Source organism: Streptomyces sp. NPDC056061 (assembly GCF_042266885.1).
GTDB lineage: Bacteria > Actinomycetota > Actinomycetes > Streptomycetales > Streptomycetaceae > Streptomyces.
Genome location: NZ_JBHJWQ010000021.1, coordinates 120,077 through 144,199, shown reverse-complemented (window position 1 = coordinate 144,199; position 24,123 = coordinate 120,077). Strand labels below are relative to the sequence as shown.

15 protein-coding genes are annotated in these 24,123 nt (G+C 69.8%); 10 read left to right on the top strand and 5 right to left on the bottom strand.

Annotated elements, in window-relative coordinates; all coding sequences use genetic code 11:
* Window positions 1-138: 138 nt before the first annotated feature.
* Complete coding sequence (locus ACFC79_RS26655) at window positions 139-3,993, bottom strand: GH92 family glycosyl hydrolase (protein WP_376244681.1); 3,855 nt, start codon at window positions 3,991-3,993, stop codon at window positions 139-141.
* A gap of 500 nt (window positions 3,994-4,493) precedes the next feature.
* Between ACFC79_RS26655 and ngcE the strand changes: the two genes are divergently transcribed.
* The 9 genes from ngcE (at window position 4,494) to ACFC79_RS26610 (ending at window position 16,828) form a co-directional block, all read left to right on the top strand.
* The gene (ngcE, locus tag ACFC79_RS26650; RefSeq protein WP_376244679.1) at window positions 4,494-5,942 is read left to right on the top strand and encodes an N-acetylglucosamine/diacetylchitobiose ABC transporter substrate-binding protein; all 1,449 of its coding nucleotides are present in this window, start codon (window positions 4,494-4,496) and stop codon (window positions 5,940-5,942) included.
* Between the two features lie 50 nt (window positions 5,943-5,992).
* On the top strand, window positions 5,993-6,916 hold the full coding sequence (locus ACFC79_RS26645; RefSeq protein ID WP_376244676.1) for a carbohydrate ABC transporter permease: 924 nt from the start codon (window positions 5,993-5,995) through the stop codon (window positions 6,914-6,916).
* Window positions 6,917-7,007: 91 nt separating this feature from the next.
* Window positions 7,008-7,925 carry a carbohydrate ABC transporter permease gene (locus tag ACFC79_RS26640; RefSeq protein ID WP_376244673.1) on the top strand — a complete coding sequence of 306 codons (918 nt, stop codon included), beginning with the start codon at window positions 7,008-7,010 and terminating at the stop codon, window positions 7,923-7,925.
* A gap of 226 nt (window positions 7,926-8,151) precedes the next feature.
* Window positions 8,152-9,393 (top strand): ROK family protein, encoded by a 1,242-nt coding sequence (locus ACFC79_RS26635; RefSeq protein WP_376244670.1) that lies wholly within the window; start codon window positions 8,152-8,154, stop codon window positions 9,391-9,393.
* 90 nt (window positions 9,394-9,483) lie between these two features.
* Complete coding sequence (locus ACFC79_RS26630; RefSeq protein WP_376244667.1) at window positions 9,484-10,581, top strand: substrate-binding domain-containing protein; 1,098 nt, start codon at window positions 9,484-9,486, stop codon at window positions 10,579-10,581.
* Window positions 10,582-10,771: 190 nt separating this feature from the next.
* A complete protein-coding gene (locus ACFC79_RS26625; RefSeq protein ID WP_376244741.1) occupies window positions 10,772-11,566 on the top strand; it encodes an ATP-binding cassette domain-containing protein in 795 nt (264 codons plus the stop codon).
* Window positions 11,563-12,873: a sugar ABC transporter permease gene (locus ACFC79_RS26620; RefSeq protein ID WP_376244665.1), complete on the top strand. Its 1,311-nt coding sequence runs from the start codon at window positions 11,563-11,565 to the stop codon at window positions 12,871-12,873. Before ACFC79_RS26625 ends, ACFC79_RS26620 begins: the two co-directional genes overlap by 4 nt.
* Window positions 12,874-13,201: 328 nt before the next feature.
* Window positions 13,202-15,124, top strand: a complete 1,923-nt coding sequence (dxs, locus tag ACFC79_RS26615) for a 1-deoxy-D-xylulose-5-phosphate synthase (RefSeq protein ID WP_376244738.1) — start codon at window positions 13,202-13,204, stop codon at window positions 15,122-15,124.
* A 177-nt stretch (window positions 15,125-15,301) separates the two neighbouring features.
* Window positions 15,302-16,828 (top strand): amino acid permease, encoded by a 1,527-nt coding sequence (locus ACFC79_RS26610; RefSeq protein WP_376244662.1) that lies wholly within the window; start codon window positions 15,302-15,304, stop codon window positions 16,826-16,828.
* Between the two features lie 26 nt (window positions 16,829-16,854).
* On the opposite strand, the gene ACFC79_RS26605 is transcribed toward ACFC79_RS26610, so the two are convergent.
* Window positions 16,855-17,250 (bottom strand): NTP pyrophosphohydrolase, encoded by a 396-nt coding sequence (locus tag ACFC79_RS26605; RefSeq protein WP_376244659.1) that lies wholly within the window; start codon window positions 17,248-17,250, stop codon window positions 16,855-16,857.
* Window positions 17,251-17,586: 336 nt separating this feature from the next.
* Here ACFC79_RS26605 and ACFC79_RS26600 point away from each other — a divergent pair, with 336 nt between their 5' ends.
* A complete protein-coding gene (locus ACFC79_RS26600) occupies window positions 17,587-18,750 on the top strand; it encodes a hypothetical protein (RefSeq protein ID WP_376244657.1) in 1,164 nt (387 codons plus the stop codon).
* 264 nt (window positions 18,751-19,014) lie between these two features.
* On the opposite strand, the gene ACFC79_RS26595 is transcribed toward ACFC79_RS26600, so the two are convergent.
* The 3 genes from ACFC79_RS26595 to ACFC79_RS26585 form a co-directional block, all read right to left on the bottom strand.
* Window positions 19,015-21,144 (bottom strand): 3-hydroxyacyl-CoA dehydrogenase NAD-binding domain-containing protein, encoded by a 2,130-nt coding sequence (locus ACFC79_RS26595; protein ID WP_376244654.1) that lies wholly within the window; start codon window positions 21,142-21,144, stop codon window positions 19,015-19,017.
* Window positions 21,141-22,367: a thiolase family protein gene (locus ACFC79_RS26590; protein ID WP_376244651.1), complete on the bottom strand. Its 1,227-nt coding sequence runs from the start codon at window positions 22,365-22,367 to the stop codon at window positions 21,141-21,143. Before ACFC79_RS26590 ends, ACFC79_RS26595 begins: the two co-directional genes overlap by 4 nt.
* A gap of 325 nt (window positions 22,368-22,692) precedes the next feature.
* Window positions 22,693-23,991 (bottom strand): ribonuclease D, encoded by a 1,299-nt coding sequence (locus ACFC79_RS26585; RefSeq protein WP_376244648.1) that lies wholly within the window; start codon window positions 23,989-23,991, stop codon window positions 22,693-22,695.
* Between the last annotated feature and the right edge of the window lie 132 nt (window positions 23,992-24,123).

Below are 24,123 nucleotides of genomic sequence, written 5' to 3'. Positions count from 1 at the left end.
GGCATTCCGGTGCTTCCGCTTCCCGGTTCGGGTGCCTCCTGTTCACTCCGGTGATTCCCAGCGCGCGTACGGCCGGTGCCCCTCCCTCCCGGGGCACCGGCCGCGTCCGGAGCGTCGCCGAAGCGGCCCGGACCGGGGTCAGGAGAGCAACTCCACCTCCGCGAGCGCGCCTTCACCGGCGAACACCAGGCGGTAGTGCGCGTACGAGCCCGGTGCGCCGACCGTGAACGCCCTCGTCTGCCGGTCCCAGGCGAACGACTGCTCCGACCGCCGGTCGAGATCCTGCCACGCCGTGCCGTCCGCCGAGCCCTGGAGGACCCAGCCGGCCGGGGCCCGGTCCGCCGCCGCGGACGTCAGCGTGTACTGGACCGCCGCGGTCGCCGACGCCACCGGAAGCTCCACCGGGGCGGCCGCGGTGACCGCGGCCGTCGTGGCCGAGGTGTCGTCGAACAGGGCGCCCGCGCCCTCCAACACGTCCTTCCTCGGCGTCGGCACCTTCTCGTCCGTGGTGATCGACGGCGGCGCCGCGTTCTCGCCAGTCCCCCACGACGACGGTGCGGCGCCCATGTCGAAGTCCAGCACGGCGCCCCGGGCCAGCAGGTCGTGGGGCAGCGAGGTGGAGGTCCACGTGCGGCCGTCGACCCGCAGACCCTGCACGTAGATGTTCTCCGCGCTGTTCCGCGGCGCGTGGACGACGAGGTCGCGGCCGTTCTCCAGGTGGACCGTGGCCTTGGTGAAGAGCGGGGAGCCGACGGCGTATTCGCCGCTTCCCATGACGAGCGGGTAGAAACCGAGCGCGGAGAACAGGTACCAGGCCGACTGCTCGCCGTTGTCCTCGTCACCGTGGTAGCCCTGGCCGATCTCGCTGCCCGTGTAGAGGCGGCCCAGCACCTCGCGGACCTTCTCCTGCGTCTTCCAGGGCTGCGCGGCCGCGTCGTACATGTACGCGACATGGTGCGCGACCTGGTTGCTGTGGCCGTACTGCCCCATCCGTACGTCGCGCGCCTCGGTCATCTCGTGGATGACTCCGCCGTAGGAGCCCACGAACTCCGGGCCGGCCGTCTCCGGAGTGGCGAAGTAGGTGTCGAGCTTCTTCGCCAGACCGGTACGCCCGCCGTACAGGTTCGCCAGCCCCCGGCTGTCCTGCGGGACGGTGAAGGCGTAGCCCCAGCCGTTGGTCTCCGTGTAGTCGTAGCCCCAGACGCGCGGATCGTACGCCTCCGCCGGCAGCCGCCAGTCGCCCGACGGCTTTCGGCCCTGGAAGAAGTCCACCCGGTCGTCGAAGAGTTCGACGTAGTCGCGGGCGCGGTTCAGGAAGTAGTCGGACTCCTCCTTGTACCTCTCCTTCTTCGTCTTCTCGTACAGCGCCCGGCCCATTCGCGCGATGCCGAAGTCGTTGAGGTAGCCCTCCAGCGACCAGGACAGGCCCTCGTGCGTGTCGGTGTTCGCGTAGCCGGTGAACGGGCTCGTCGCCATGCCCTTGCGCCCGACGCCGGAGGACGGCGGAACCACCGTGGCGTTCTTCAGGGCCGCCTCGTACGCCGCCTCGGCGTCGAACTTCACGCCCTTGACGTAGGCGTCCGCGAAGGCGATGTCCGAGGACGTGCCGGTCATCAGGTCGGCGTAGCCGGGGGACGACCAGCGGGAGATCCAGCCGCCGTCCTCGTACTGCTGGACGAAGCCGTCCACCATCTCGCCGGCCCGGCCCGGGGTCAGGAGGGAGTAGGCGGGCCAGGTCGTGCGGTAGGTGTCCCAGAAGCCGTTGTTGACGTACACCCGGCCGTCGACGATCTTCGCGCCCGTGCGGGTCGGGGTGTCGGGGCCGGTCGGCGCGGAGAACGCACTGGCGTACCTGTCCTTGCCGTCGACCCGTTCGAAGCCCGAGTTCGGGTACAGGTACAGCCGGTACAGGCTGGAGTAGAGCGTGGTCAGCCGGTCGGTCGTGGCACCCTCGACCTCCACGGTGCCGAGGATGTCGTCCCAAGCACGTCGGGCGTCCTTCTCGACCTGCCGGAAGGAGCGGGTGGCGGGGATCTCGGCCGTCAGGTTCCGCTTCGCCTGGTCGACGCCGATCAGGGAGGTGGCCAGGCGCAGTTCGACCGTGCGGTCCCTGCCCGCGTCGAAGCGGAGGTAGCCCGTGACGTCGCCGCCACCGCCGCCGTCCAGCTTGCCGCTCGCGGTGACCGGCGCGTCGAAGACCCCGTACACGAACAGTCGGGTGGCACCGGTCGAGCCGCCGCTCCGTACGTCCGAGAAGCCGGAGAAGGAGCGGGTTCCCGGGTCGAGGGTGAGTCCGCCGTCGGCGGTGACGTTGTCGAGGAGGACGCTCGCGTCGTCCCCGGGGAAGGTGAACCGCATTCTGGCCGCGTGGTCGGACGGTGTCATCTCGGCCCGCAGACCGTTGTCGAAGGTCACCCCGTAGTAGTGCGGTCTCGCCGTCTCGTTCTCGTGGTGGAACGGCAGCGCGCGGGCGGTGCGGGAGGCGTCCGGGGTGCCGGGGGCCGTCGACGGCATCAGCTGGAAGGTCTGCCGGTCGCCCATCCAGGGGCTCGGTTCGTGGCTGGCGGCGAACGCCTGGAGCGTGGGGAGGTTGTCGTCGTTGTTGCCGCGCGCGTAGTCGTAGAGCCAGCTCGTGGAACCGGCGTTGGTGACCGGCGTCCAGAAGTTGAAGCCGTTCGGGACCGCGGTGGCCGGGATGTCGTTGCCGCGCGAGAAACCCCCGCTGGAGTTGGTGCCGCGGACCGTCGACGCGTAGTCGGACAGGTGCGCGCGGCGCTTCTCGGGCTTCTGCGGCGCGATGGAGATGTCGTCGATCCAGCCCTGGAACTTCGCCGGACCGGCGGGGGAGTCGTACGCCACCAGGACGCGGTCGACGGTCCGGCCCGCCGCGACGGCGCCGATGGCCGACGTGACCTTGTTCCACTGGTTGACGTACAGCCGCTTGGCGGCGGCCTGGCCCTGCGGGGTCAGCGGGGCGCCGTTGCTGTCGGTGGCCCGCAATTCGCTGAGGTACGTGCCGTCCGTGAACGCCAGGTCCACCGAGACGTGCGTCGCCGGGTAGGCGAGGTCCGTCTCCGTCATCTGCGGGTGGACCAGGTAGGAGAGCACGGTGTCGCGGGTGACGGCCGTGTTCACGTCGAAGACCTTGTTGTACGAGTAGGCCCTGCCCTTCGCCTTGTGCGTGCCCGCGTACCGCAGGGCCTTTCTCCCGGTGAAGCCCGCGCCCGCCTTGGCGGTGGGGGAGCCGGACGGGCCGCGGTCGGCCTGGCTGCGCATCGAGTCCGGCACGGGGCGTGCGGTGTCGCCGTCGGAGAACTGGACGTCGGCCAACTGGGTTGTGTCCGAGGCGCCGTTGTTGCCCGAGATGTTCAACCGGTAGTGCCGGTAGGCCGCGTGGGAGGCGATGTCGTACGAGTTGGTCCGGAACCGTTCGGTGAAGGTCTGGCCGGTACGGGAATCGAGATCCTTCCAGTCCTTGCCGTCGGCGGAGCCCTGGAGGTTCCATTCCTTCGGATCGCGCTCGTCGTGATCGTTTGCCGAGGTCAGCGCGTACGTCACGACGTCGACCGGTTCGGCGAAGTCGAATTCCAGCCAGGCGGTGGGTTCGAAGGACAGCCACTTGGTCGCGGGTTCGCCGTCCACGAGGTTCTCCTTCACCTCCCCGCCGCCGGTATTCTCGGCACTCGCGCGGACGTCTGTCACCTTGTCGGTGACATTGCCCGGTATTCCCGCGGAGAATCCGCCGTCGACACCCGATGCCCGCTTCTCGCCGTCAGGCCCCTCTTCCACGGTGTTGCGCCAGTCCGGCTGCTTTTCGTTGTCTTCGAAAGATGAACTGAATGTCCGCTCCGTCGAAGTTCTTCGGTCCGGTGCCGCATTGTCGTCCGACTGCGCGGCGGTCGCGGCGGGGGCGGTCATGACCAGAGCCAGCAAAGCCGCGATCAACGTGGCCTTGTGGCTGTGTTTCTTGCGAGATCCATGTCGGGGCTGCATGCCGAGCCATTCCTCCCGAAGAAGTACACCTGGACAACGTTGTCATTTCGGTGTGCACGGTCCAGTAGGGAGGCAAGTTCCGGATGTGTCAAGGGGGTTGGGAGTCGGCGTCGGCGGATTCGGCCGAAATGCGGAATTCCCCGTCCCGCTGGTGGAGCGTGCGGGGGCGAGGTATCCGAGAGGTCTCAACTCGGGAAAGACTGCTGCTCAACCTTGCATTCGATCTTGCTCAGTCGGGCGCGAGTGGACTATACCTGTCCGCACCCGCGCAGCCGCTTCCGGCGACGCGGGCGAAGGGGGAATCGGGGGGCAGGGCTCGGAGGGCACGACACGTGCATCCACCGGCCGGTCCCTCCGGACCCCCATCGCATGTGGCTAGCCTGAGAATCAGCAGCACCCAAGCGCAACTGACCGCGGTGGCGGGGCCCTTCGCCTGAGGCGAATTTCGACGGGCGACCGGTACACACCGCCTGAGTCCTGGAGAAGGCGAGGACTTGAGCATGGGATCCACCTCCGCCCACAAGAATGAGGGCCTCGGCCGTCGCGATGTGATCAAGCGATCTGCCGCACTCGGTCTGCTCAGCGTTCCGGCGATGGGCTTCCTTTCGTCGTGCGCAAGCAGCGACGGCGGCAGCGACAAGAAAGTCGAGAAGGGCAAGGTCACCAAGGCCAACCCGCTCGGCGTCAACGAGACGGCCCCGCTCGAAGTCGTCATCTTCAACGGCGGGTTCGGCGAGCAGTACGCGATCGACGCGGAGAAGAAGTACAACGAGGCGTTCCCGAAGGCCCCCAAGGTCAAGCACGTCACGACGCAGAAGATCGCCACGCAGTTGCAGCCGCGCTTCAACGGCGGCGACCCGCCGGACCTGATCGACAACAACGGCGCCGAGCAGATGGACATGGGCGTCCTGGTCGGCAAGAAGCAACTGGCGGACCTGACACCGCTGATGGACGCCCCGTCCATCGACGACCCGAACAAGAAGGTCCGCGACACGCTGCGCCCCGGCGTCCTGGAGATGGGCCAGTTCGACGGCGAGCCGGTCTGGGTCATGTACTACGCGTACACCGTGTACGGCGTCTGGTACTCGCAGACCGCGCTGGAGAAGCTCGACGCGCAGTACCCGGAGACCTGGGACGAGATGATCGCCCTCTGCGAGAAGGCGAAGAAGAAGGGCATCGCCGGGTGGACCTACCCGGGCAAGTACCCGTACTACCTGCCGTTCTCGCTCTACCCGTTCATCGGCAAGATCGGTGGCCGGGAGGTCCTCGACAAGATCGACAACCTGGAGCCGAACGCCTGGAAGGACCCCGCGGTCAAGGCGGCGTTCGAGGCGTACTACGAGCTGTACCAGAAGGGGTACGTCCTTCAGGGGACGCCGGGCCTGACCCACATCCAGTCGCAGACCGAGTGGACCAAGGGCAAGGCGCTCTTCATCCCCAACGGCTCCTGGGTGGAGAACGAGGCGGCGCCCACCACGCCCGAGGACTTCAAGATGATGGTCGCGCCGCCGTCGAGCCTTGACGCGTCCGACAAGCTGCCGTTCGGCACCATCTGGGCCTCCGGCGGTGAGCCCTTCATCATCCCCGCCAAGGGGAAGAACACCGAGGGCGCCATGGAGCAGCTGCGCATCATGCTCTCCGAGGAGTCCTCGAAGAACTTCACCAAGCAGGTCAAGTCGCTCAGCGCCTTCAACGGCGGCACGGAAGGGCTCACCCTGTCGACCGCCCTTCAGGCCGGTGTCGACGCGCTGAAGAAGGCCGGCGACAACGTGGTGAACCCGCGTCTCCAGGACTGGTACGTGAAGCTCCAGAAGGAGCAGATCGGTGTCGCCGGACTCGGCGAGATGATGGCCGGCCGCGCGACCCCGGCCGAGACCATCAAGAAGATCCAGGCCTTCGCCGACGCTGCGGCCAAGGACCAGTCCATCAAGCACTACAAGCACCAGTGAGCAACCGTCACCAGCGGCGGCACCCGCGGAAAGATCGGGGTCGGTAAACGATGCAGCACGGCAAGTACCGTTTCATCGTGGGGTTCCTGGCAGTCCCACTCGCGTTGTACGCGGTCTTCGTCATCTGGCCGTTCATCCAGTCCATCTACTACTCGTTCACGGACTGGACCGGCCTGAGCCCGGACTTCGCAGTGGTCGGGTTCGACAACTACACGAGAATGCTGAAGGACGACATCTTCTGGAAGTCCTTGCAGCACAGCGTGTTGCTCGTGCTGCTGCTGCCGCTGGTGACGCTGGGCCTGGCGCTGTTCTTCGCCTTCATGCTCAACGTCGGGGGCCGGCGGCGCAAGAACGCCACGGTCTCCGGCGTACGCGGATCGAGCTTCTACAAGATCGCCTACTTCTTCCCCCAGGTGCTCTCGATCGTCATCGTCGCGCTGCTCTTCCAGTTCGCGTTCAACCCGCGGGGCGGGATGATCAACTCGACGCTGGAGGGAATCGGCCTGGGCTCGCTCAAGCCGGAATGGCTCGGCGATCCGAACCTGGCGCTCATCTGCGTCATGACGGTGCTGGTCTGGTCGACGGTCGGCTTTTTCGTCGTCCTCTTCTCGGCCGGCATGGCGTCCATCCCGAAGGACTTCTACGAGGCGGCGCTCCTCGACGGCGCCAACCGCTTCACCACGTTCTTCAAGATCACGCTTCCGCTGCTCTGGGACACGGTGCAGTCGGGCTGGGTCTACATGGGGATCCTGGCCCTGGGCGTGGAGGCGTTCACCGCGGTGCAGGTCATGACCGTGGGCCCCGGGGGGCCGGACTACTCGACCACGGTCCTGCCGCTGTACGTGTACCAGACGGCCTTCCGCGACGGACAGGCCGGATACGCGACGACGATCGGTGTCGGGCTCCTCGTCGTCACCATGGCCTTCGCCGCCATCGTGATGCGGCTGGGCCGGCGCGAGCGGCTGGAGTTCTGATGCTGCGATCGATGGGGGAGGCCCCCCGAACGCCCCGCAGGCACCACAGGTCGGCCCTCGTGTCCGGCTCGACAGTACGAGGTGAGTACGCGTGAAGACCACTGACACCCCTCCCGCGGCCCCGGCGCGGCAGCCGGCCCCCGCGGCCGAGGTCGACGTACCCGCGGCCAAGCAGAGGAGCAGCGAGGGCCACGTCCTCAACGTCTTCTCGCACGGTGTGCTGATCATCTGGGCGATCCTGGTCGTCATGCCGCTGATCTGGGCGGTGATGGCGTCGTTCAAGACGGACGACTCGATCCTGTCGACGCCGTGGGCGCTGCCCGACAAGCTGCACTTCGAGAACTGGTCGCGCGCCTGGAGCCAGGCGCACATGAGCGATTACTTCTTCAACACCATCGTGGTGGTGGGCTGTTCGCTCGTCGGGACCCTCCTGCTCGGCTCGATGGCGGCGTATGTCCTCGCCCGGTTCGACTTCCCCGGCAACCGCTTCGTCTACTTCCTGTTCATCGGCGGGATGAGCTTCCCGATCATCCTGGCGCTGGTGCCGCTGTTCTTCGTCATGAACAACATGGCCCTGCTGAACACGCGGCACGGACTGATCCTGGTCTACATCGCCTACTCGCTGCCGTTCACCGTCTTCTTCCTCACCTCGTTCTTCCGGACGCTGCCGACCTCGGTGGCGGAGGCGGCGATGCTCGACGGGGCCTCGCACACCAGGACGTTCTTCCAGGTGATGCTGCCGATGGCCAAGCCCGGCCTGATCAGCGTCGGCATCTTCAACTTCCTCGGGCAGTGGAACCAGTACATGCTGCCGACGGTGCTGAACACCGACCCGAACCAACGGGTGCTCTCCCAGGGCCTCGTCGAACTTGCCAACAGTCAGGGGTACAAGGGCGACTGGTCCGGCCTGTTCGCCGGTCTGGTGATGGCGATGCTCCCGGTGCTGGGCGCCTACATCGTCTTCCAGCGCCAGGTAGTGGCGGGACTCACCGCGGGCGCGGTGAAGTAGCCCGCCCGGACACGACCCGCGCCACCCGCAACCGCCCGCCGGCAGCCGTCGGCGGGCGGTTCGCGCGTGCCGGGACCTCCGCGGACCGCAGGGCCGTCCCGTGCCCCCCCGGGCGGGTGCGGTGTGCGCTCATCCGAGGCTTCGGATGCTCAAGGTCTTGACGGGGAGTGCCCCAAAACGGTCAGCTTGGAGTTCACATGTTGGAGAGAACGGTAGGAGAGAGTCGATGGAGACTCCGGGGTCGCAGACATCTCTGCATCGCGCCAACCTTGAGCGGGTCGTGCGCGCGGTACGCATGGCCGGCTCACTCACCCAGGCGGAGATCGCGCGGAGCACGGGCCTCTCGGCTGCCACCGTCTCCAATATCGTTCGCGAACTGAAGGAAAGCGGCACGGTCGAGGTGACGCCCACCTCGGCGGGCGGCCGTCGGGCCCGGAGCGTCTCGCTCAGCGGCGACGCGGGCATCGTGATCGGTGTCGACTTCGGTCACGCGCACCTGCGGGTGGCGGTCGGCAACCTCGCCCACCGGGTGCTCGCCGAGGAGACCGAGCCGCTGGACGTCGACGCCTCCTCCGAGGAGGGGTTCGGACGGGCCCAGCGGCTGGTCGAGCGGCTGATCGCGGCGACCGGGATCGGGCCGGACAAGGTGATCGGCGTGGGGCTCGGCGTCCCCGGCCCGATCGACGTCGAGTCCGGCACGCTGGGCTCCACGTCGATACTGCCGGGCTGGACGGGCATCAACCCCGGCGAGGAGCTGTCGAAGCGGCTCGGTGTGCCGGTGCACGTCGACAACGACGCCAACCTCGGAGCACTGGGCGAGCTGGTGTGGGGGAGCGGGCGCGGCGTCAAGGACCTCGCCTACATCAAGGTCGCCAGCGGGGTCGGCGCCGGTCTGGTGATCGACGGCCGCATCTACCGCGGGCCGGGCGGCACGGCGGGGGAGATCGGGCACATCACGCTCGACGAATCGGGTCCGGTGTGCCGCTGCGGCAACCGGGGCTGCCTGGAGACCTTCACGGCCGCGCGGTACGTGCTGCCGTTGCTCCGCCCCAGCCACGGTCCCGATCTCACCATGGAGCGGATGGTCCAGCTGGCCCGGGAGGGCGATCCGGGCTGCCGCCGGGTGATCGGGGACGTCGGACGGCATATCGGCAGCGGGGTGGCCAATCTCTGCAATCTGCTCAACCCCAGCCGGGTGGTGCTCGGCGGCTCGCTCGCCGAGGCGGGCGAGCTGGTGCTCGCGCCGATCCGCGACTCGGTCTCGCGCTACGCCATTCCGAGCGCGGCCAGGCAGCTCTCGGTCCTGCCCGGAGCACTCGGCGGCCGGGCCGAGGTCCTGGGCGCACTGGCCCTGGTACTCAGCGAGATGGGGGATTCCACCCTCTTGGAGAGCAGTGCGCCCCTGAAGGATCCGATGACACGTCAGTCTTCACTTAGAGAAGGAATGGCACCGTTGTCATCTCGTTAAGGATTTACTCCTTGACGCTGACGTCGGGGCCGAGTTGACTGCCAGCCACCTCGGCCGCGACGTCGCGGCCTCGTCAGGGAGGCAATCCACATGAACGCAACGACGCGTCGCATCGTCATTGGAACGGCCGCAGTCTCCATGGCCGTCTCCCTCGCCGCCTGCGGCAAGGCGGGCGGCGACGACGACAAGGCCGGTGGCGGTGACGGCAAGTCCATCGGTCTGCTGCTGCCGGAGAACAAGACCACCCGCTACGAGACGTTCGACCGGCCCATGATCGAGGCGAAGATCAAGGAGCTGTGCGGTGACTGCAAGGTCAAGTACAGCAATGCCGCACAGCAGAGCGACACCCAGAAGAAGCAGTTCGACGCGCTCGTCACCCAGGGCGTGAAGGTCATCGTCCTGGACTCCGTCGACTACAAGGCCACCAAGTCCTGGGTGCAGCAGGCGGAGAAGAAGGGCGTCAAGGTCCTGGCCTACGACCGCCTCGCCGAGGGCCCGATCTCCGCGTACGTGTCGTACGACAACGAGAAGATCGGCCGGCTCCAGGGCGAGGCCCTGGTCAAGGCGCTGGGCGCCGATGCCGGTCAGAGCAACGTTGTCATGATCAACGGCTCGCCGACCGACCCGAACGCCCCGTTCTTCAAGAAGGGCGCGCACAGCGTCCTGGACACCGAGGTCAAGAAGGTCGTCTACGAGCAGGACATCCCGGACTGGTCGGCGGACGAGGCCAACAAGAAGATGGGCGCGGCCATCGACGCGTTGGGCAAGGGCGGCTTCCAGGGGGTCTACTCCGCCAACGACGGCATGGCCGGCGGCATCATCACGGCGCTGAACACGCGGGGCATCAAGGTCCCGGTCGGCGGCCAGGACTCCGAGCTCGCGGGTCTCCAGCGCATCCTCAAGGGCGACCAGGCCTTCACGATCTACAAGCAGGTCAAGCCGCAGGCGGAGACCGCCGCGGAAATCGCCGTCAAGCTCCTGAAGGGCGACAAGTTCGATGAACTGACCCCCACTCAGGTCGACAGCCTCTCGGGCGAGTTCAAGGGCATTCCGGCCCGGCTGTACGACGCGCAGGTGGTGACCAAGGAGAACGTGGCGAGCACGATCATCGCCGACAAGGTCTACAAGGCGGCGGAGATCTGCACGCCCGAGTACAAGGCGGCCTGCGAGGCGGCGGGCATCAAGTAGGTCCGCGGCCCGTTCCTCCCGGCCGGCCCCCGCGAACGGGGCCGTGCCACGGGCCCCAGCCGGTCCGGCGCCCGTCCCGTTCCACGCCCCGCAAGCGAGGGCGGGCGCCGGACTTCCTCAAGTGCCTTTCACGGCACCAGCGCACCCCGTGCTCGGCACCACCATCCCCGCCGGTCAGGCGGTGAAGGAGATGATTCACGTGTCCGCTACGCCCGTGCTGGCGTTGCGCGGAATCTCCAAGCGGTTCGGCGCCGTCCAGGCGCTCACGGACGTGGACCTGGAGATTCGTTCCGGCGAGGTCGTCGCCCTGGTCGGCGACAACGGCGCCGGCAAGTCGACTCTCGTCAAGACCATTTCGGGCGTCCACCCGATCGACGAGGGCACCATCGAGTGGGAGGGCGAGCCGGTCCGCGTCAACCGGCCCAACGACGCCCAGACGCTCGGTGTCGCCACCGTCTACCAGGACCTGGCGCTCTGCGACAACCTCGACGTCGTCGCCAACCTCTTCCTCGGCAGCGAACTGCGCACCGCCTGCGTGCTCGACGAAATCGCGATGGAGAAGCGCGCCAAGGAACTGCTCGACACCCTCTCCATCCGGATCCCGAGCGTGCGCATACCGGTCGCCTCGCTCTCCGGCGGCCAGCGCCAAGTCGTCGCCATCGCACGCGCGTTGATCGGTGACCCCAAGATCGTCATCCTGGACGAGCCGACCGCGGCACTCGGCGTCGAACAGACCGCGCAGGTGCTCGATCTGGTCGAGCGGCTCCGCGAGCGGGGCCACGGGGTGATCCTCATCAGCCACAACATGGCCGACGTGCGCGCCGTCGCGGACCGGGTCGCGGTGCTCCGCCTCGGCCGCAACAACGGATTCTTCGACGTCGCGGACACCACCGACGAAGAGATCATCGCCGCCATCACCGGCGCCACCGACAACGCCGTCACGCGCCGCCGGGCACGCGTCGCCACGAAGGAGGACGCGAAGTGAGCGACCTCGCCAAAACCCCCGAGTCCTCCGGTGCGCCCGGGGCCTTTGACGGACCCGAGACCCCCGGCCGGCAGACGGCCCCCGCCACCGACCCGCGTCTGCTCGTCCGGGAGAAGGGCCTCAAGGGCTACTGGACGGAGTTCGGCCGCAAGGTGCGCGGCGGCGACCTCGGCTCGCTGCCGGTCCTCGTCGGCCTGATCGTCATCGCGATCGTCTTCCAGTTCCAGAACGACAACTTCCTCTCCGCCGGCTCCGTCGCCAACATCGCCGTCTACAGCTCGGGCCTCGGCATCATGGCGGTCGGCATCGTGTTCGTCCTGCTGCTCGGCGAGATCGACCTCTCGGTCGGCTCCGTCGCCGGGGTCGGTGCGGCCGTCTGGGCGGTACTCCAGGTCAACCACGGCTGGAACGAATGGCTCGCGATCCTCGTCGCCGTGCTCTCGGGCACGGTGCTCGGCGTGGTGCACGGCTTCTTCTTCGCCAGGATCGGTGTGCCCGCCTTCGTCGTCACCCTGGCCGGCTTCCTCGGCTGGAGCGGCCTCCAGGACTGGATGATGGGTGGGGAGGGTTCGATCAACACGCCGTCCGGCAGCGCCGTCGAGAACCTCACCAACTACTTCTTCGAGGACAAGGCCGCCGCCTACGGACTCGCCCTGGCCGCGGTCCTCGCGTACGCCGCCTCGCTGCTGGTGGACACGCGGCGCCGCCGGGCCGCGGCACTGCCCGCCCGGCCCACCGGCGAGGTCGTCCTGCGCACCGGGGTCGTCGCGATCGCGTGCTTCGCCGTCGCGTACGTCCTGAACGAGCCCGCGGGCGCCCGCGGGCTGCCGCTCGCCCTGGTGCTGTTCCTCGCCGTACTGGTCGTCGCGGACTTCGTCGCCCGGCGCACGGGCTTCGGACGCCGGGTCTTCGCGGTCGGCGGCAACCCGGAGGCGGCCCGGCGCGCCGGGATCGACGTCGGCAGGGTGCGGATCGCCGTCTTCGCCCTGTCCGGCACGCTGGGCGCCTTCGGCGGCCTGTTCATCGCCAGCCTGTCCGGCGGTGCCACCAAGAGCGTCGGCGGCGGCAACACGCTGATGCTGGTCATCGCGGCCGCCGTGATCGGCGGGACCAGCCTCTTCGGCGGACGCGGCAAGGTCTGGTCCGCGCTCCTCGGCATGATCGTGATCCAGTCGATCCAGCAGGGCCTGAACATGATCGGCATGGCCAACGCGATCCAGTACATGATCACGGGTGCGGTGCTGCTGGCCGCCGTGGTCATCGACTCGGTCTCCCGCCGCACCCAGCGGACCGCGGGGCGCGCGTAGGCACCCGACGCGGTCCCGTGCCCGCAGCCCGCGGCACCCCGGCCGTGCGAGGACACGGCCGGGGCACGGGACCGCTTCCGTGTCCCGTGTCATGCGGGCGCACGAGACCTCGGTCACGTACCGGCACGTCCGTACCCTGCGTCACATGCGTGCGAGACCTCGATCACGTCCCGAGTCTGTCCCGAACACCCCGCCGGATGACCCCTGGCACGGACGGAACACTAGACTCATCGGATCGGCATGCTCGACCCAGCTCAACACGCAAGGAGGCACGGTGACACAGCCGCGCGAGGCGCGACGTGCAAGGGCGGCGGCGAGCGGGTGGGATCTGCTGACCCGCATCGCCGGACCGCGTGACCTGGACCGGCTCACTCCCGAGCAGTTGGACCAGCTCGCCGAAGAGATCCGGACCTTCCTCGTCGACGCCGTATCGAAGACCGGTGGCCACCTCGGCCCCAACCTGGGCGTGGTCGAGCTGACCATCGCCCTGCACCGGGTCTTCGACTCGCCGAAGGACAAGGTGCTGTTCGACACCGGCCACCAGAGCTACGTGCACAAGCTCCTCACCGGCCGCCAGGACTTCTCGAAGCTCAAGAGCAAGGGCGGCCTCTCCGGCTACCCGTCCCGTGCGGAGTCCGAGCACGACGTCATCGAGAATTCGCACGCCTCCACCGTCCTCGGCTGGGCGGACGGCCTGGCCAAGGCCAACGAGGTACTCGGCAAGGACGACCACGTCGTCGCGGTCATCGGTGACGGCGCCCTCACCGGCGGCATGGCCTGGGAGGCGCTGAACAACATCGCCGCCGCCAAGGACCGCCCGCTCGTCATCGTCGTCAACGACAACGAGCGCTCCTACGCGCCGACCATCGGCGGTCTCGCCAACCACCTCGCGACGCTGCGCACCACCGACGGCTACGAGCGCTTCCTGGCCCGCGGCAAGGACATCCTGGAGCGCACCCCCGTCGTCGGGAGGCCGCTGTACGAGACGCTGCACGGCGCGAAGAAGGGCCTGAAGGACTTCATCGCCCCGCAGGGCATGTTCGAGGACCTGGGCCTGAAGTACGTGGGCCCCATCGACGGCCACGACATCGAGGCCCTGGAGTCCGCGCTCCAGCGCGCCAAGCGCTTCGGCGGGCCCGTCATCGTGCACTGCCTCACCGAGAAGGGCCGCGGTTACACGCCCGCACTGCTCGACGAGGCCGACCGCTTCCACGCCGTCGGCAAGATCCACCCCGACACCGGCCTCCCGGTCGCCACCGCGGGCCTCGACTGGACCTCCGTCTTCGGCGAGGAGATGGTCAAGCTCGGCAAGGAGCGCGAGGACATCGTCGCGATCACCGCGGCCATGCTCCAGCCGGTCGGCCTCACCAAGTTCGAGGAGGCGTTCCCGGACCGGATCTACGACGTCGGCATCGCCGAGCAGCACGGCGCGGTCTCGGCCGCCGGCCTCGCCACCGGCGGACTGCACCCGGTCTTCGCGGTGTACGCCACCTTCCTCAACCGGGCCTTCGACCAGGTCCTGATGGACGTCGCGCTGCACAGGTGCGGGGTGACGTTCGTCCTGGACCGCGCCGGCATCACCGGCACCGACGGTGCCTCGCACAACGGCATGTGGGACATGTCGATCCTCCAGTGCGTGCCCACGCTCCGGATCGCCGCCCCGCGCGACGCCGACCAGGTCCGCGCCCAGCTCCGCGAGGCCGTCGACGTCGACGACGCGCCGACCGTGGTCCGCTTCTCCAAGGGCGCGGTCGGCCCGGCGGTCAAGGCCGTCGGCCGGGTCGGCGGCATGGACGTGCTGCGCGAGCCCGGCACCGAGCGGCCGGACGTCCTGCTGGTCTCCGTCGGCGCACTCGCCCCGATGTGCCTGGACATCGCCGATCTGCTCGACGCCCAGGGCATCTCGACGACCGTCGTCGACCCGCGCTGGGTCAAGCCGGTCGACGAGGCCATGGCCCCGCTCGCGGAGCGGCACCGGGTCGTCGTCACCGTCGAGGACAACAGCCGGGCCGGCGGCGTCGGCTCCGCGATCTCCCAGGCGCTGCGCGACGTCGGGGTGGACGTGCCGCTGCGCGACTTCGGCATCCCGCCGCGCTTTCTCGACCACGCCTCGCGCAAGGAGGTCATGGCCGAGATCGGGCTCACCGCCCCGGACATCGCCCGCCAGGTCACCGGCCTGGTCGCCAAGCTCGACGGGCGCTTCGGGACGGACGCCGACGACAGCTCCGTGATCGAGCCCGTCCGCGACTGATCCCTTCCGTACCACGGGTCCGTCCGTGTGACCCGCGACACGGCTCCATGGGCCGGTCGGCCGCCCTGTACGGGTGGTCCGACCGGCCCATTCGCATGAAATCGCCCGGTATGGGCGCCTTCGTCGCCGGTGCGGTCCCAATCATGGCGTACACGACGAGCGCGTGGAGGTACGCCGGTGACCGCCCAGCAGGACACACCACCCAGCAGCGACGGACTGTTCCGGACCAAGACGGTCGAGCAGTCCATCCGCGACACCGAGGAGCCGGAGCACGCGCTCAAGAAGTCCCTCTCCGCGCTGGACCTCACCGTCTTCGGGGTGGGTGTCGTCATCGGCACCGGCATCTTCGTGCTCACCGGCAAGGTGGCGAAGGAGACCGCCGGTCCGGCCACCGCCCTGGCCTTCGTGGCCGCCGGCATCGTCTGTGCCCTGGCCGCGCTGTGCTACGCCGAGTTCGCCTCCACGGTCCCGGTCGCCGGTTCCGCGTACACCTTCGCCTACGCCTCGCTCGGCGAACTCGTCGCCTGGATCATCGGCTGGGACCTGGTGCTGGAGTTCGCGCTCGGCACGGCGGTGGTGTCGGTCGGTTGGTCCGGCTACGTCCGCTCACTGCTGGACAACTTCGGCTGGAGCATGCCCGACGTGCTCTCCGGAACCGACGTGGCGAAAGGATTCGGCTTCGACATCCTCGCCTTCGCCCTGGTACTCGTCCTGACCGTCGTGCTGGTGCTCGGCATGAAACTCTCGGCCCGGGTCACCACGGTGGTGGTCGCCATCAAGGTCGCCGTGGTGCTCGTCGTGATCATCGCGGGGCTGTTCTTCGTCAAGGCCGCCAACTACACGCCCTTCATCCCTCCGGCCCAGCCGCAGCCCGCCGGTTCCGGGCTGACCGCGCCGCTGTTCCAACTGATGTCCGGCTACGCGCCCACGAACTTCGGGGTCATGGGTGTCTTCACCGCCGCCTCCGTCGTCTTCTTCGCCTTCATCGGCTTCGACGTGGTGGCGACCGCCGCCGAGGAGACGAAGGTCCCGCAGCGGGACATGCCGCGCGGCATCCTCGCCTCACTCTTCATCTGCACCGTGCTGTACGTCGGGGTGTCGCTGGTGGTCACCGGCATGCAGCACTACACCGACCTGTCCGTCGAGGCCCCGCTCGCCGACGCGTTCAAGGCCGTCGGCCATCCCGTCTACGCCGGGCTCATCAGCTTCGGTGCCGCGATCGGCCTCACCACGGTCTGCCTGATCCTGCTGCTCGGCCAGACCCGGGTGTTCTTCGCGATGAGCCGCGACGGACTGCTGCCGCGCTTCTTCTCCGTGACGCACCCCCGCTTCCGCACCCCGTACCGGCCGACCATCCTGCTCGGTGTGATCATCGCGATCGTCGCCGGATTCACCAGCATCAACGAACTCGCGACCCTGGTGAACATCGGCACCCTCTTCGCGTTCGTCGTCGTCGCCCTGGGCGTCCTGGTGCTGCGCCGCACCCGCCCCGAACTGCACCGAGCGTTCCGCACCCCGTGGGTCCCGCTCATCCCGATCCTGTCGGTGGCCGCCTCGCTGTGGCTGATGCTCAATCTGCCCGCGGAGACCTGGCTGCGGTTCGGCGCCTGGATGATCATCGGGGTGATCATCTACTTCGCGTACGGACGCGGGCACAGCCGGCTCCACACGCCCGTCGGCCACCGGCGGGCGCCGGAGCGGTGACACGCCGCCCCGCCACCGAGGGCCGCTCAGCCGTGCGGCGGCGGTGACGGCCGCACCGTACGGGGCCCCACGCACCGTGCCCCGTACGCCTCGACCCGCCGCCGCAGTTCCCGGTCGGCGGTGACCACCACACGGTCGCGGTCCTCCGCCGCCGCGACCAGCCCCACGATCCGGTCGTCCCCGCTGCCGGGCGCCGGATCCACCCGCACCCCCGGCACCGGGGCAACCCCCCGGGCCGCGCCCTCGACGACCAGCACCAGCTCGACGGGGCCGGGCCGCTCCGGCAGACCGGCCGCGGCGAACGGGACCAGCGCGTCGCGCAGCCGCTCGGCCGCCCCGCGCCGGTCCCGCCACCATCCGTCGGGCACCGACCCGACCACATTGGCCGCGTCGACGATCACCAGGGTCCGTTCGTCCGCCATGCCGCCAGCGTGACACGGGCCGGTGCCGCACGCCCCGTCAGCCGCCGGTCGCGGGAGACTTCTTCGCGGTGCGGCAGGGGAGGAACGAGCGGCGGGCGGGGCCGTGTCGGCCGAAGTCGCTCCGTGGGCGGTGTCGCGCCTGCGCCCGGACAACGCGCGTGCCCCGCAGCCGCATTGTGCGGCAGGAGTCAATGGGGGATCGACCCTGTCGAGTATCATCTTGACATCAGTTGTTGCTGTTGTATGTGAAGCGATTTCTCAATAGAGGCACATGGGGGCTCCGCCCAACGCCGTTCGGCACGGAAAGAGCATTCAGTGAAGAACGGTCGGGGAGCGATGAGTTTGCGTATCGGGCGTCGGCGTACCGGGGTTTCGTCCCGGAGGGGCCCCGCACCGTCCCACGAGGCCCTGACGGCCCCGGAGTTGCCCGCGGTCGCACCCCCCAACACCGGCTGGCTGATACCCGCGCCGGACGGCCGGCTCACCGCCTACGCCCCCGCCGTGGCCGGAGGCATCGTCCGCTGGACCGAATCGCCGACGGGACGCGGCGGATGGACGGCGCCCGAACTCCTCCTCCCCGACAACCGGCTGCTGCCGTACCTGTGTGTGGCGCGGGGACCGGCGGGCTACGCCGACGTGGTTGCCCTGCGGCGCACCGCGGACGGCCCCGAGGCGCCGCTGGAAGTCGTCCATGCCACCCAGTACCAGGCGGGCCGTCCGCTGACGGGATGGCATCCGGTCGGCAACCCGCACGTCAAGAACGTCAGGATGGCGGCGTCCATCGGCGCACCGGTCGCGGTCGTCGACGGGGCCGACGCGCTCCATGTGTTCATCCGCAACGCCTCGGGAGGAGTGTCCACCCGCGTCCGCGACCCGCGTGGTACCTGGGGCAACTGGGCGTCCTTCCCGTGCAAGCGGGTGCACGAGGGCCTGTCCGCGGTCGTCACCCGGTCCGGTCGCGTCGAACTCTTCGCACCGGCCGACGGAGGCGTCTACGTCTGGCGGCAGGAGACCCCGGGAGGCCCGCTCGACCGTGCCCCCGACCTCGTCCTCTGTGCCCGGCCGGGGACGGCCTCCGGCATCGAGACCCACGAGGGCCGGATCACCCACTACTGGCGCGAGGAGGAGTCCGGCGAGGTCGTCGCCCACCGCCCGTCGGAGGACGGCGCCGCCGCGCCCGCGCCCGCCCCGCTGGGCGGCCACTCCGGCGACGGCCCCCTGGCCCTCGGCCGCTGCCTCGTCGACGACCACGACTGCACGGTGCTGGCCCAGCGGGAGCGGACGGGCACCCTCGCCATCGCCGCCCACCCCACCGAGACGGAATCCGCCGGAGCCTGGTGGACGGAGACCCACCAGTCCTGCGAGGGCGCACCGGCCGTCGCCCCGGACCGCGACGGACGACTGGTCGTCGCGGCCGTCGACGGGGACGGACGGCTGAACGTCACCCGGCAGCGCACCGACCGGCAGGGCCTGGCGCTGGAGGGCTGGATCCGTCTGTGAGCCCGGGCCGCCGGGCCGCGGCCCGGCGGCCGAGTGTGTTCCGTCCCGCCGTCCCGCCGTCCCGTCCGTGCGCCGTCGTCCGGCCGTCCCGCCGTCGTCCGGCCGTCCCGGCGACCCGACCGACGGTCCGGGCCCGGCCGCGCGGGTGGGGCCGCACCATTTCCGTCGCCGGGCACGCGGAAGCGGGTCGCACACCTCGTGTGTGCGACCCGCTTCCGTCCACTCGTGTGCCCGTGAAGGCCCGTCGGAGTGTGTTCCGGCGCGTTACGCCGGCACGCTCGCCACGCCCCGGTCCAGGAACTTCTTGCCGTTCACCCGCTCCGAGACGCCCTCACGGTCCAGGTACGGCGTGATGCCGCCCAGGTGGAAGGGCCAGCCCGCGCCGGTGATCAGGCACAGGTCGATGTCCTGGGCCTCGGCGACGACGTCCTCGTCCAGCATCAGGCCGATCTCCTGGGCCACCGCGTCCAGGACCCGGTCGCGGACCTGCTCCTCGGACAGGACGGTGTCGCCCTGCTTCAGCAGCGCGGCGACCTCCGGGTCCAGCTCCGGCTTCCCGGAGTCGTAGACGTAGAAGCCGCGCTTGCCCGCCTTCACGACCGCCGCGAGGTTCTCGGAGACGGTGAACCGCTCCGGGAAGGCGCGGTTCAGGGTCTCGGACACGTGCAGTCCGATCGCGGGACCGACGAGCTCCAGCAGCACCAGCGGGGACATCGGCAGACCGAGCGGCTCGATGGCCTTCTCCGCGGTCTCGACCGGCGTGCCCTCGTCGATGACGTTCTGGATCTCGCCCATGAAGCGGGTGAGGATGCGGTTGACGACGAACGCCGGGGCGTCCTTCACCAGTACCGCGCTCTTCCGCAGCTTCTTCGCCACGCCGAACGCCGTTGCCAGCGAGGCGTCGTCGGTCTTCTCGCCCCGGACGATCTCCAGCAGCGGCAGGACCGCGACCGGGTTGAAGAAGTGGAAGCCGACGACCCGCTCCGGGTGCTGGAGCTTCGACGCCATCTCGGTGACCGAGAGGGACGAGGTGTTGGTGGCGAGGATCGCGTGCGCCGGGGCGACCGCCTCGACCTCGGCGAACACCTGCTGCTTGACGCCGATCTCCTCGAAGACGGCCTCGATGACGAAGTCGGCGTCGGAGAAGCCCTCCGCCTTGTCCAGCACACCGGTGACCAGGGCCTTGAGGCGGTTGGCCTTGTCCTGGTTGATGCGGCCCTTGCCGAGCAGCTTCTCGATCTCGGCGTGGACGTAGCCGACGCCCTTGTCCACGCGCTCCTGGTCGATGTCGGTCAGCACGACCGGCACCTCCAGGCGGCGCAGGAACAGCAGTGCCAGCTGCGAGGCCATCAGGCCCGCGCCCACCACGCCGACCTTGGTGACCGGACGGGCCAGGCTCTTGTCCGGGGCGCCGGCCGGGCGCTTGGCGCGCTTCTGCACCAGGTTGAAGGCGTACAGCCCGGAGCGCAGTTCGCCACCCATGATCAGGTCTGCGAGGGCCTGGTCCTCGGCGTCGAAGCCGGCGCCCAGGTCGCCGTTCTTCGCGGCGGCGATGATGTCCAGCGCGCGGTACGCGGCCGGGGCGGCCCCGTGCACCTTGGAGTCGGCGATGGCCCGGCCGCGGGCGACGGCCTGGTCCCAGGCATCCCCGCGGTCGACCTCCGGGCGCTCCACCGTCACCGTGCCGTTGAGCACGTCGGCGGTCCACACCAGCGACCGCTCCAGGAAGTCCGCGCCCTCGAAGATCGCGTCCGCGATCCCGAGTTCGAAGACCTGCTTGCCCTTGAGCTGGCGGTTCTGGTTCAGCGAGTTCTCGATGATGACGGAGACCGCGCGGTCGGCACCGATCAGGTTGGGGAGCAGCGCGCAGCCGCCCCAGCCCGGGACCAGGCCGAGGAAGACCTCGGGCAGCGAGAACGCGGGCAGCGCCTTGGAGACGGTGCGGTACGAGCAGTGCAGGCCGACCTCGACGCCGCCGCCCATCGCCGCGCCGTTGTAGTACGCGAACGTCGGGACCGCGAGGCCGGAGAGGCGGCGGAAGACGTCGTGGCCGCCCTTGCCGATGGCCAGCGCGTCGGCGTGGTTCTTCAGCAGCTCCACGCCCTTGAGGTCGGCGCCGACCGCGAAGATGAACGGCTTGCCGGTGATGCCGACACCGACGATCGCGGACTCGGCCGCCTCCTTCTCGACCTGGTCGATCGCGGCGTTCAGGTTCGCCAGCGACTGCGGTCCGAAGGTGGTCGGCTTGGTGTGGTCCAGGCCGTTGTCCAGCGTGATGAGGGCGAAGCGCCCCGCACCGGCCGGGAGGTCGAGGTGGCGTACGTGCGCCGACGTCACGACCTCGTCGGGGAACAGCTCGGCCGCACCCTTCAAAAGCTCAGCGGTGGTGCTCACTTGCTGCCTCCGGCGTCCTTGTGGTGCGGGTTCTCCCAGATGACCGTGGCGCCCATGCCGAAGCCGACGCACATGGTGGTGAGGCCGTAGCGGACCTCCGGCTGCTCCTCGAACTGGCGGGCCAGCTGCGTCATCAGACGCACGCCGGAGGAGGCCAGCGGGTGGCCGTACGCGATGGCGCCGCCGTACTGGTTGACGCGCGCGTCGTCGTCGGCGATGCCGTAGTGGTCCAGGAAGGCCAGGACCTGGACGGCGAACGCCTCGTTGATCTCGAAGAGGCCGATGTCACCGATCGTCAGGCCCGCCTTGGCGAGGGCCTTCTCCGTCGCCGGGATCGGCCCGTAGCCCATCACCTCGGGCTCGACGCCCGCGAAGGCGTAGGAGACCAGGCGCATCTTGACCGGGAGGCCGTTCTCGCGGGCGAAGTCCTCGGAGGCGATGATCGAGGCCGTCGCGCCGTCGTTGAGTCCGGCGGCGTTGCCCGCGGTGACCCGGCCGTGCGCGCGGAACGGGGTCTTGAGGTTCGCCAGGTTCTCCAGCGTGGTGCCCGGGCGCATCGGCTCGTCGGCGGTGACCAGGCCCCAGCCCGTCTCCCCTGCTTCGGCGTTGGTGCGGCGCACCGAGATCGGCACCAGGTCCTGCTGGATCTTGCCGTCGGCGTACGCCTTGGCGGCCTTCTCCTGCGAGCGCACCGCGTACTCGTCGGCACGCGCCTTGGTGATCTGCGGGTAGCGGTCGTGCAGGTTCTCCGCGGTCATACCCATGAACAGCGCGGACTCGTCGACCAGCTTCTCCGACACGAAGCGCGGGTTCGGGTCCACGCCCTCGCCCATCGGGTGACGGCCCATGTGCTCGACACCGCCCGCGATGACGGCGTCGTACGCGCCGAAGGCGATGGAACCGGCCGTCGTGGTGACCGCGGTCAGGGCGCCCGCGCACATGCGGTCGATGGAGTAACCCGGGACGGACTGCGGCAGACCGGCCAGGATTCCGGCGGTACGGCCCAGCGTCAGCCCCTGGTCGCCGATCTGGGTGGTCGCGGCGATGGCGACCTCGTCGATCTTCGCGGGGTCCAGGGCCGGGTTGCGGCGCAGCAGCTCCCGGATGGCCTTCACGACGAGATCGTCGGCGCGGGTCTCGTGGTAGATGCCCTTCGGGCCCGCTTTGCCGAACGGGGTGCGGACGCCGTCGACGAAGACGACGTCCCGGATGGTACGAGGCACGGTGGCTCTCCTCCAGGGTGCGGGATGGCACTGCTGCGGGGCGCGTCCGGGGACGCGCCGTTCCCTCATGCTACTTGCGGGTAACCAGACTGCCCACCCCTGGTGTCCGGAGCGGCGAAGGTCACATGTGCGCAAGCGGGCGTGCGGGCCGCGTGCGGGTCGCACCCGCCGGACCCGAGCGCCGCGCGGGTCGCGCCGCCGGGAACCGTGTCGCCGGGCCGCCCCGGCCGGTGAGCGGGGAAAATGCCCGTCGCCGGGCAGGCCGGGGGAACGGCCCGCCCGGCGACGGGGAGGGATGCTGCGGCGGTCGTGCAACCTGGCGTGATTACGACCCTCCGGCGGCGGTCTGACACCCCGCCGATCGCAGCGCGCGGACCAGGAGCGGGGCTACCTGCTCGATCTGCCAGCGCCGCGCTCCGTATCCGGCGAGCGTGGTCTCGACGGTGTCCGGCGTCGGGTTCCTGGGCGGCTCCCAGCAGATCCGGCGCACCGTGTCCGGGGTGATCAGGTTCTCCTGCGGCATGTGCAGCCGCTCGGCGAGCTCCGACACCGCGGCGCGCGCGGCCGAGAGCCGGGCCGCGGCGGCCGGGTCCTTGTCGGCCCAGGCGCGCGGCGGCGGCGGGCCCGCGACGGCCTGGCCGGGCTGGGGGAGCTCGGAGTCGGGCAGGGCCTTGGCCCGGTCCACGGCCGCCTGCCACTGCTCCAGCTGCCGACGTCCCATGCGGTGCCCGAACCCGGGCAGTGCGGTCAGCGCGTGCGTGTTCGGCGGAAGCGCGAGCGCCGCCTCGACGATCGCGGCATCGCTCAGCACCTTGCCGGGCGAGACGTCCCGGCGCCGGGCCACCTGGTCGCGGGTGGTCCACAGCTCCCGGACCACCGCCATCTGACGGCGGCGACGGACCTTGTGCATGCCGGAGGTGCGGCGCCACGGATCCTTGCGCGGGGGAGCGGGCGGCGCGGAGGCGATCGCGTCGAACTCCTCCCGTGCCCACTCCAGTTTGCCCTGCCGGTCGAGTTCCTCCTCCAGGGCGTCGCGGAGGTCGATCAGCAGCTCCACGTCGAGTGCCGCGTAACGCAGCCAGGGGTCGGGCAGCGGGCGGGTGGACCAGTCGACGGCGGAATGGCCCTTCTCCAGGGAGTACCCGAGCACGCTCTCGACCATGGCGCCGAGGCCCACTCGCGGGAACCCGGCCAGCCGTCCCGCCAGCTCGGTGTCGAACAGCCCGGTGGGGGTCATCCCTATCTCCCGCAGACAGGGCAGGTCCTGGGTGGCCGCGTGCAGGATCCACTCGCTGCCGCGCAGCACCTCGCCGAGCCCCGACAGGTCGGGGCAACCCACGGGGTCGATCAGGGCGCTGCCCGCGCCGGCGCGGCGCAGCTGGACGAGGTAGGCGCGCTGGCCGTAGCGGTAGCCGGAGGCGCGTTCGGCGTCGACGGCCACCGGTCCGGAGCCCGCGGCGAAGGCCGCGACCACCCGTGCGAGGGCGTCGTCCGAGGCCACCACCGGGGGAATGCCCTCGCGAGGTGCGAGCAAGGGGATCGGCGCCGGGGCGACGTCGTCCGGGGGAGCGCCCCCGGTGATGCGCAGTGAAGTGTCTGCTGCGGTCTCTTGGGCGTCGGTCACGTGTCAAGGGTATCCGTGTATGTGCGGCGCCCGGCGGCGGGACCGTGCCGCGGCGGGCGCCCCGGCCGTCAAACCCACCCGGGCGGGCGGCCGCCCGGGCCCCGGGAGTTAAAAAAAAAAAACACACCCCCC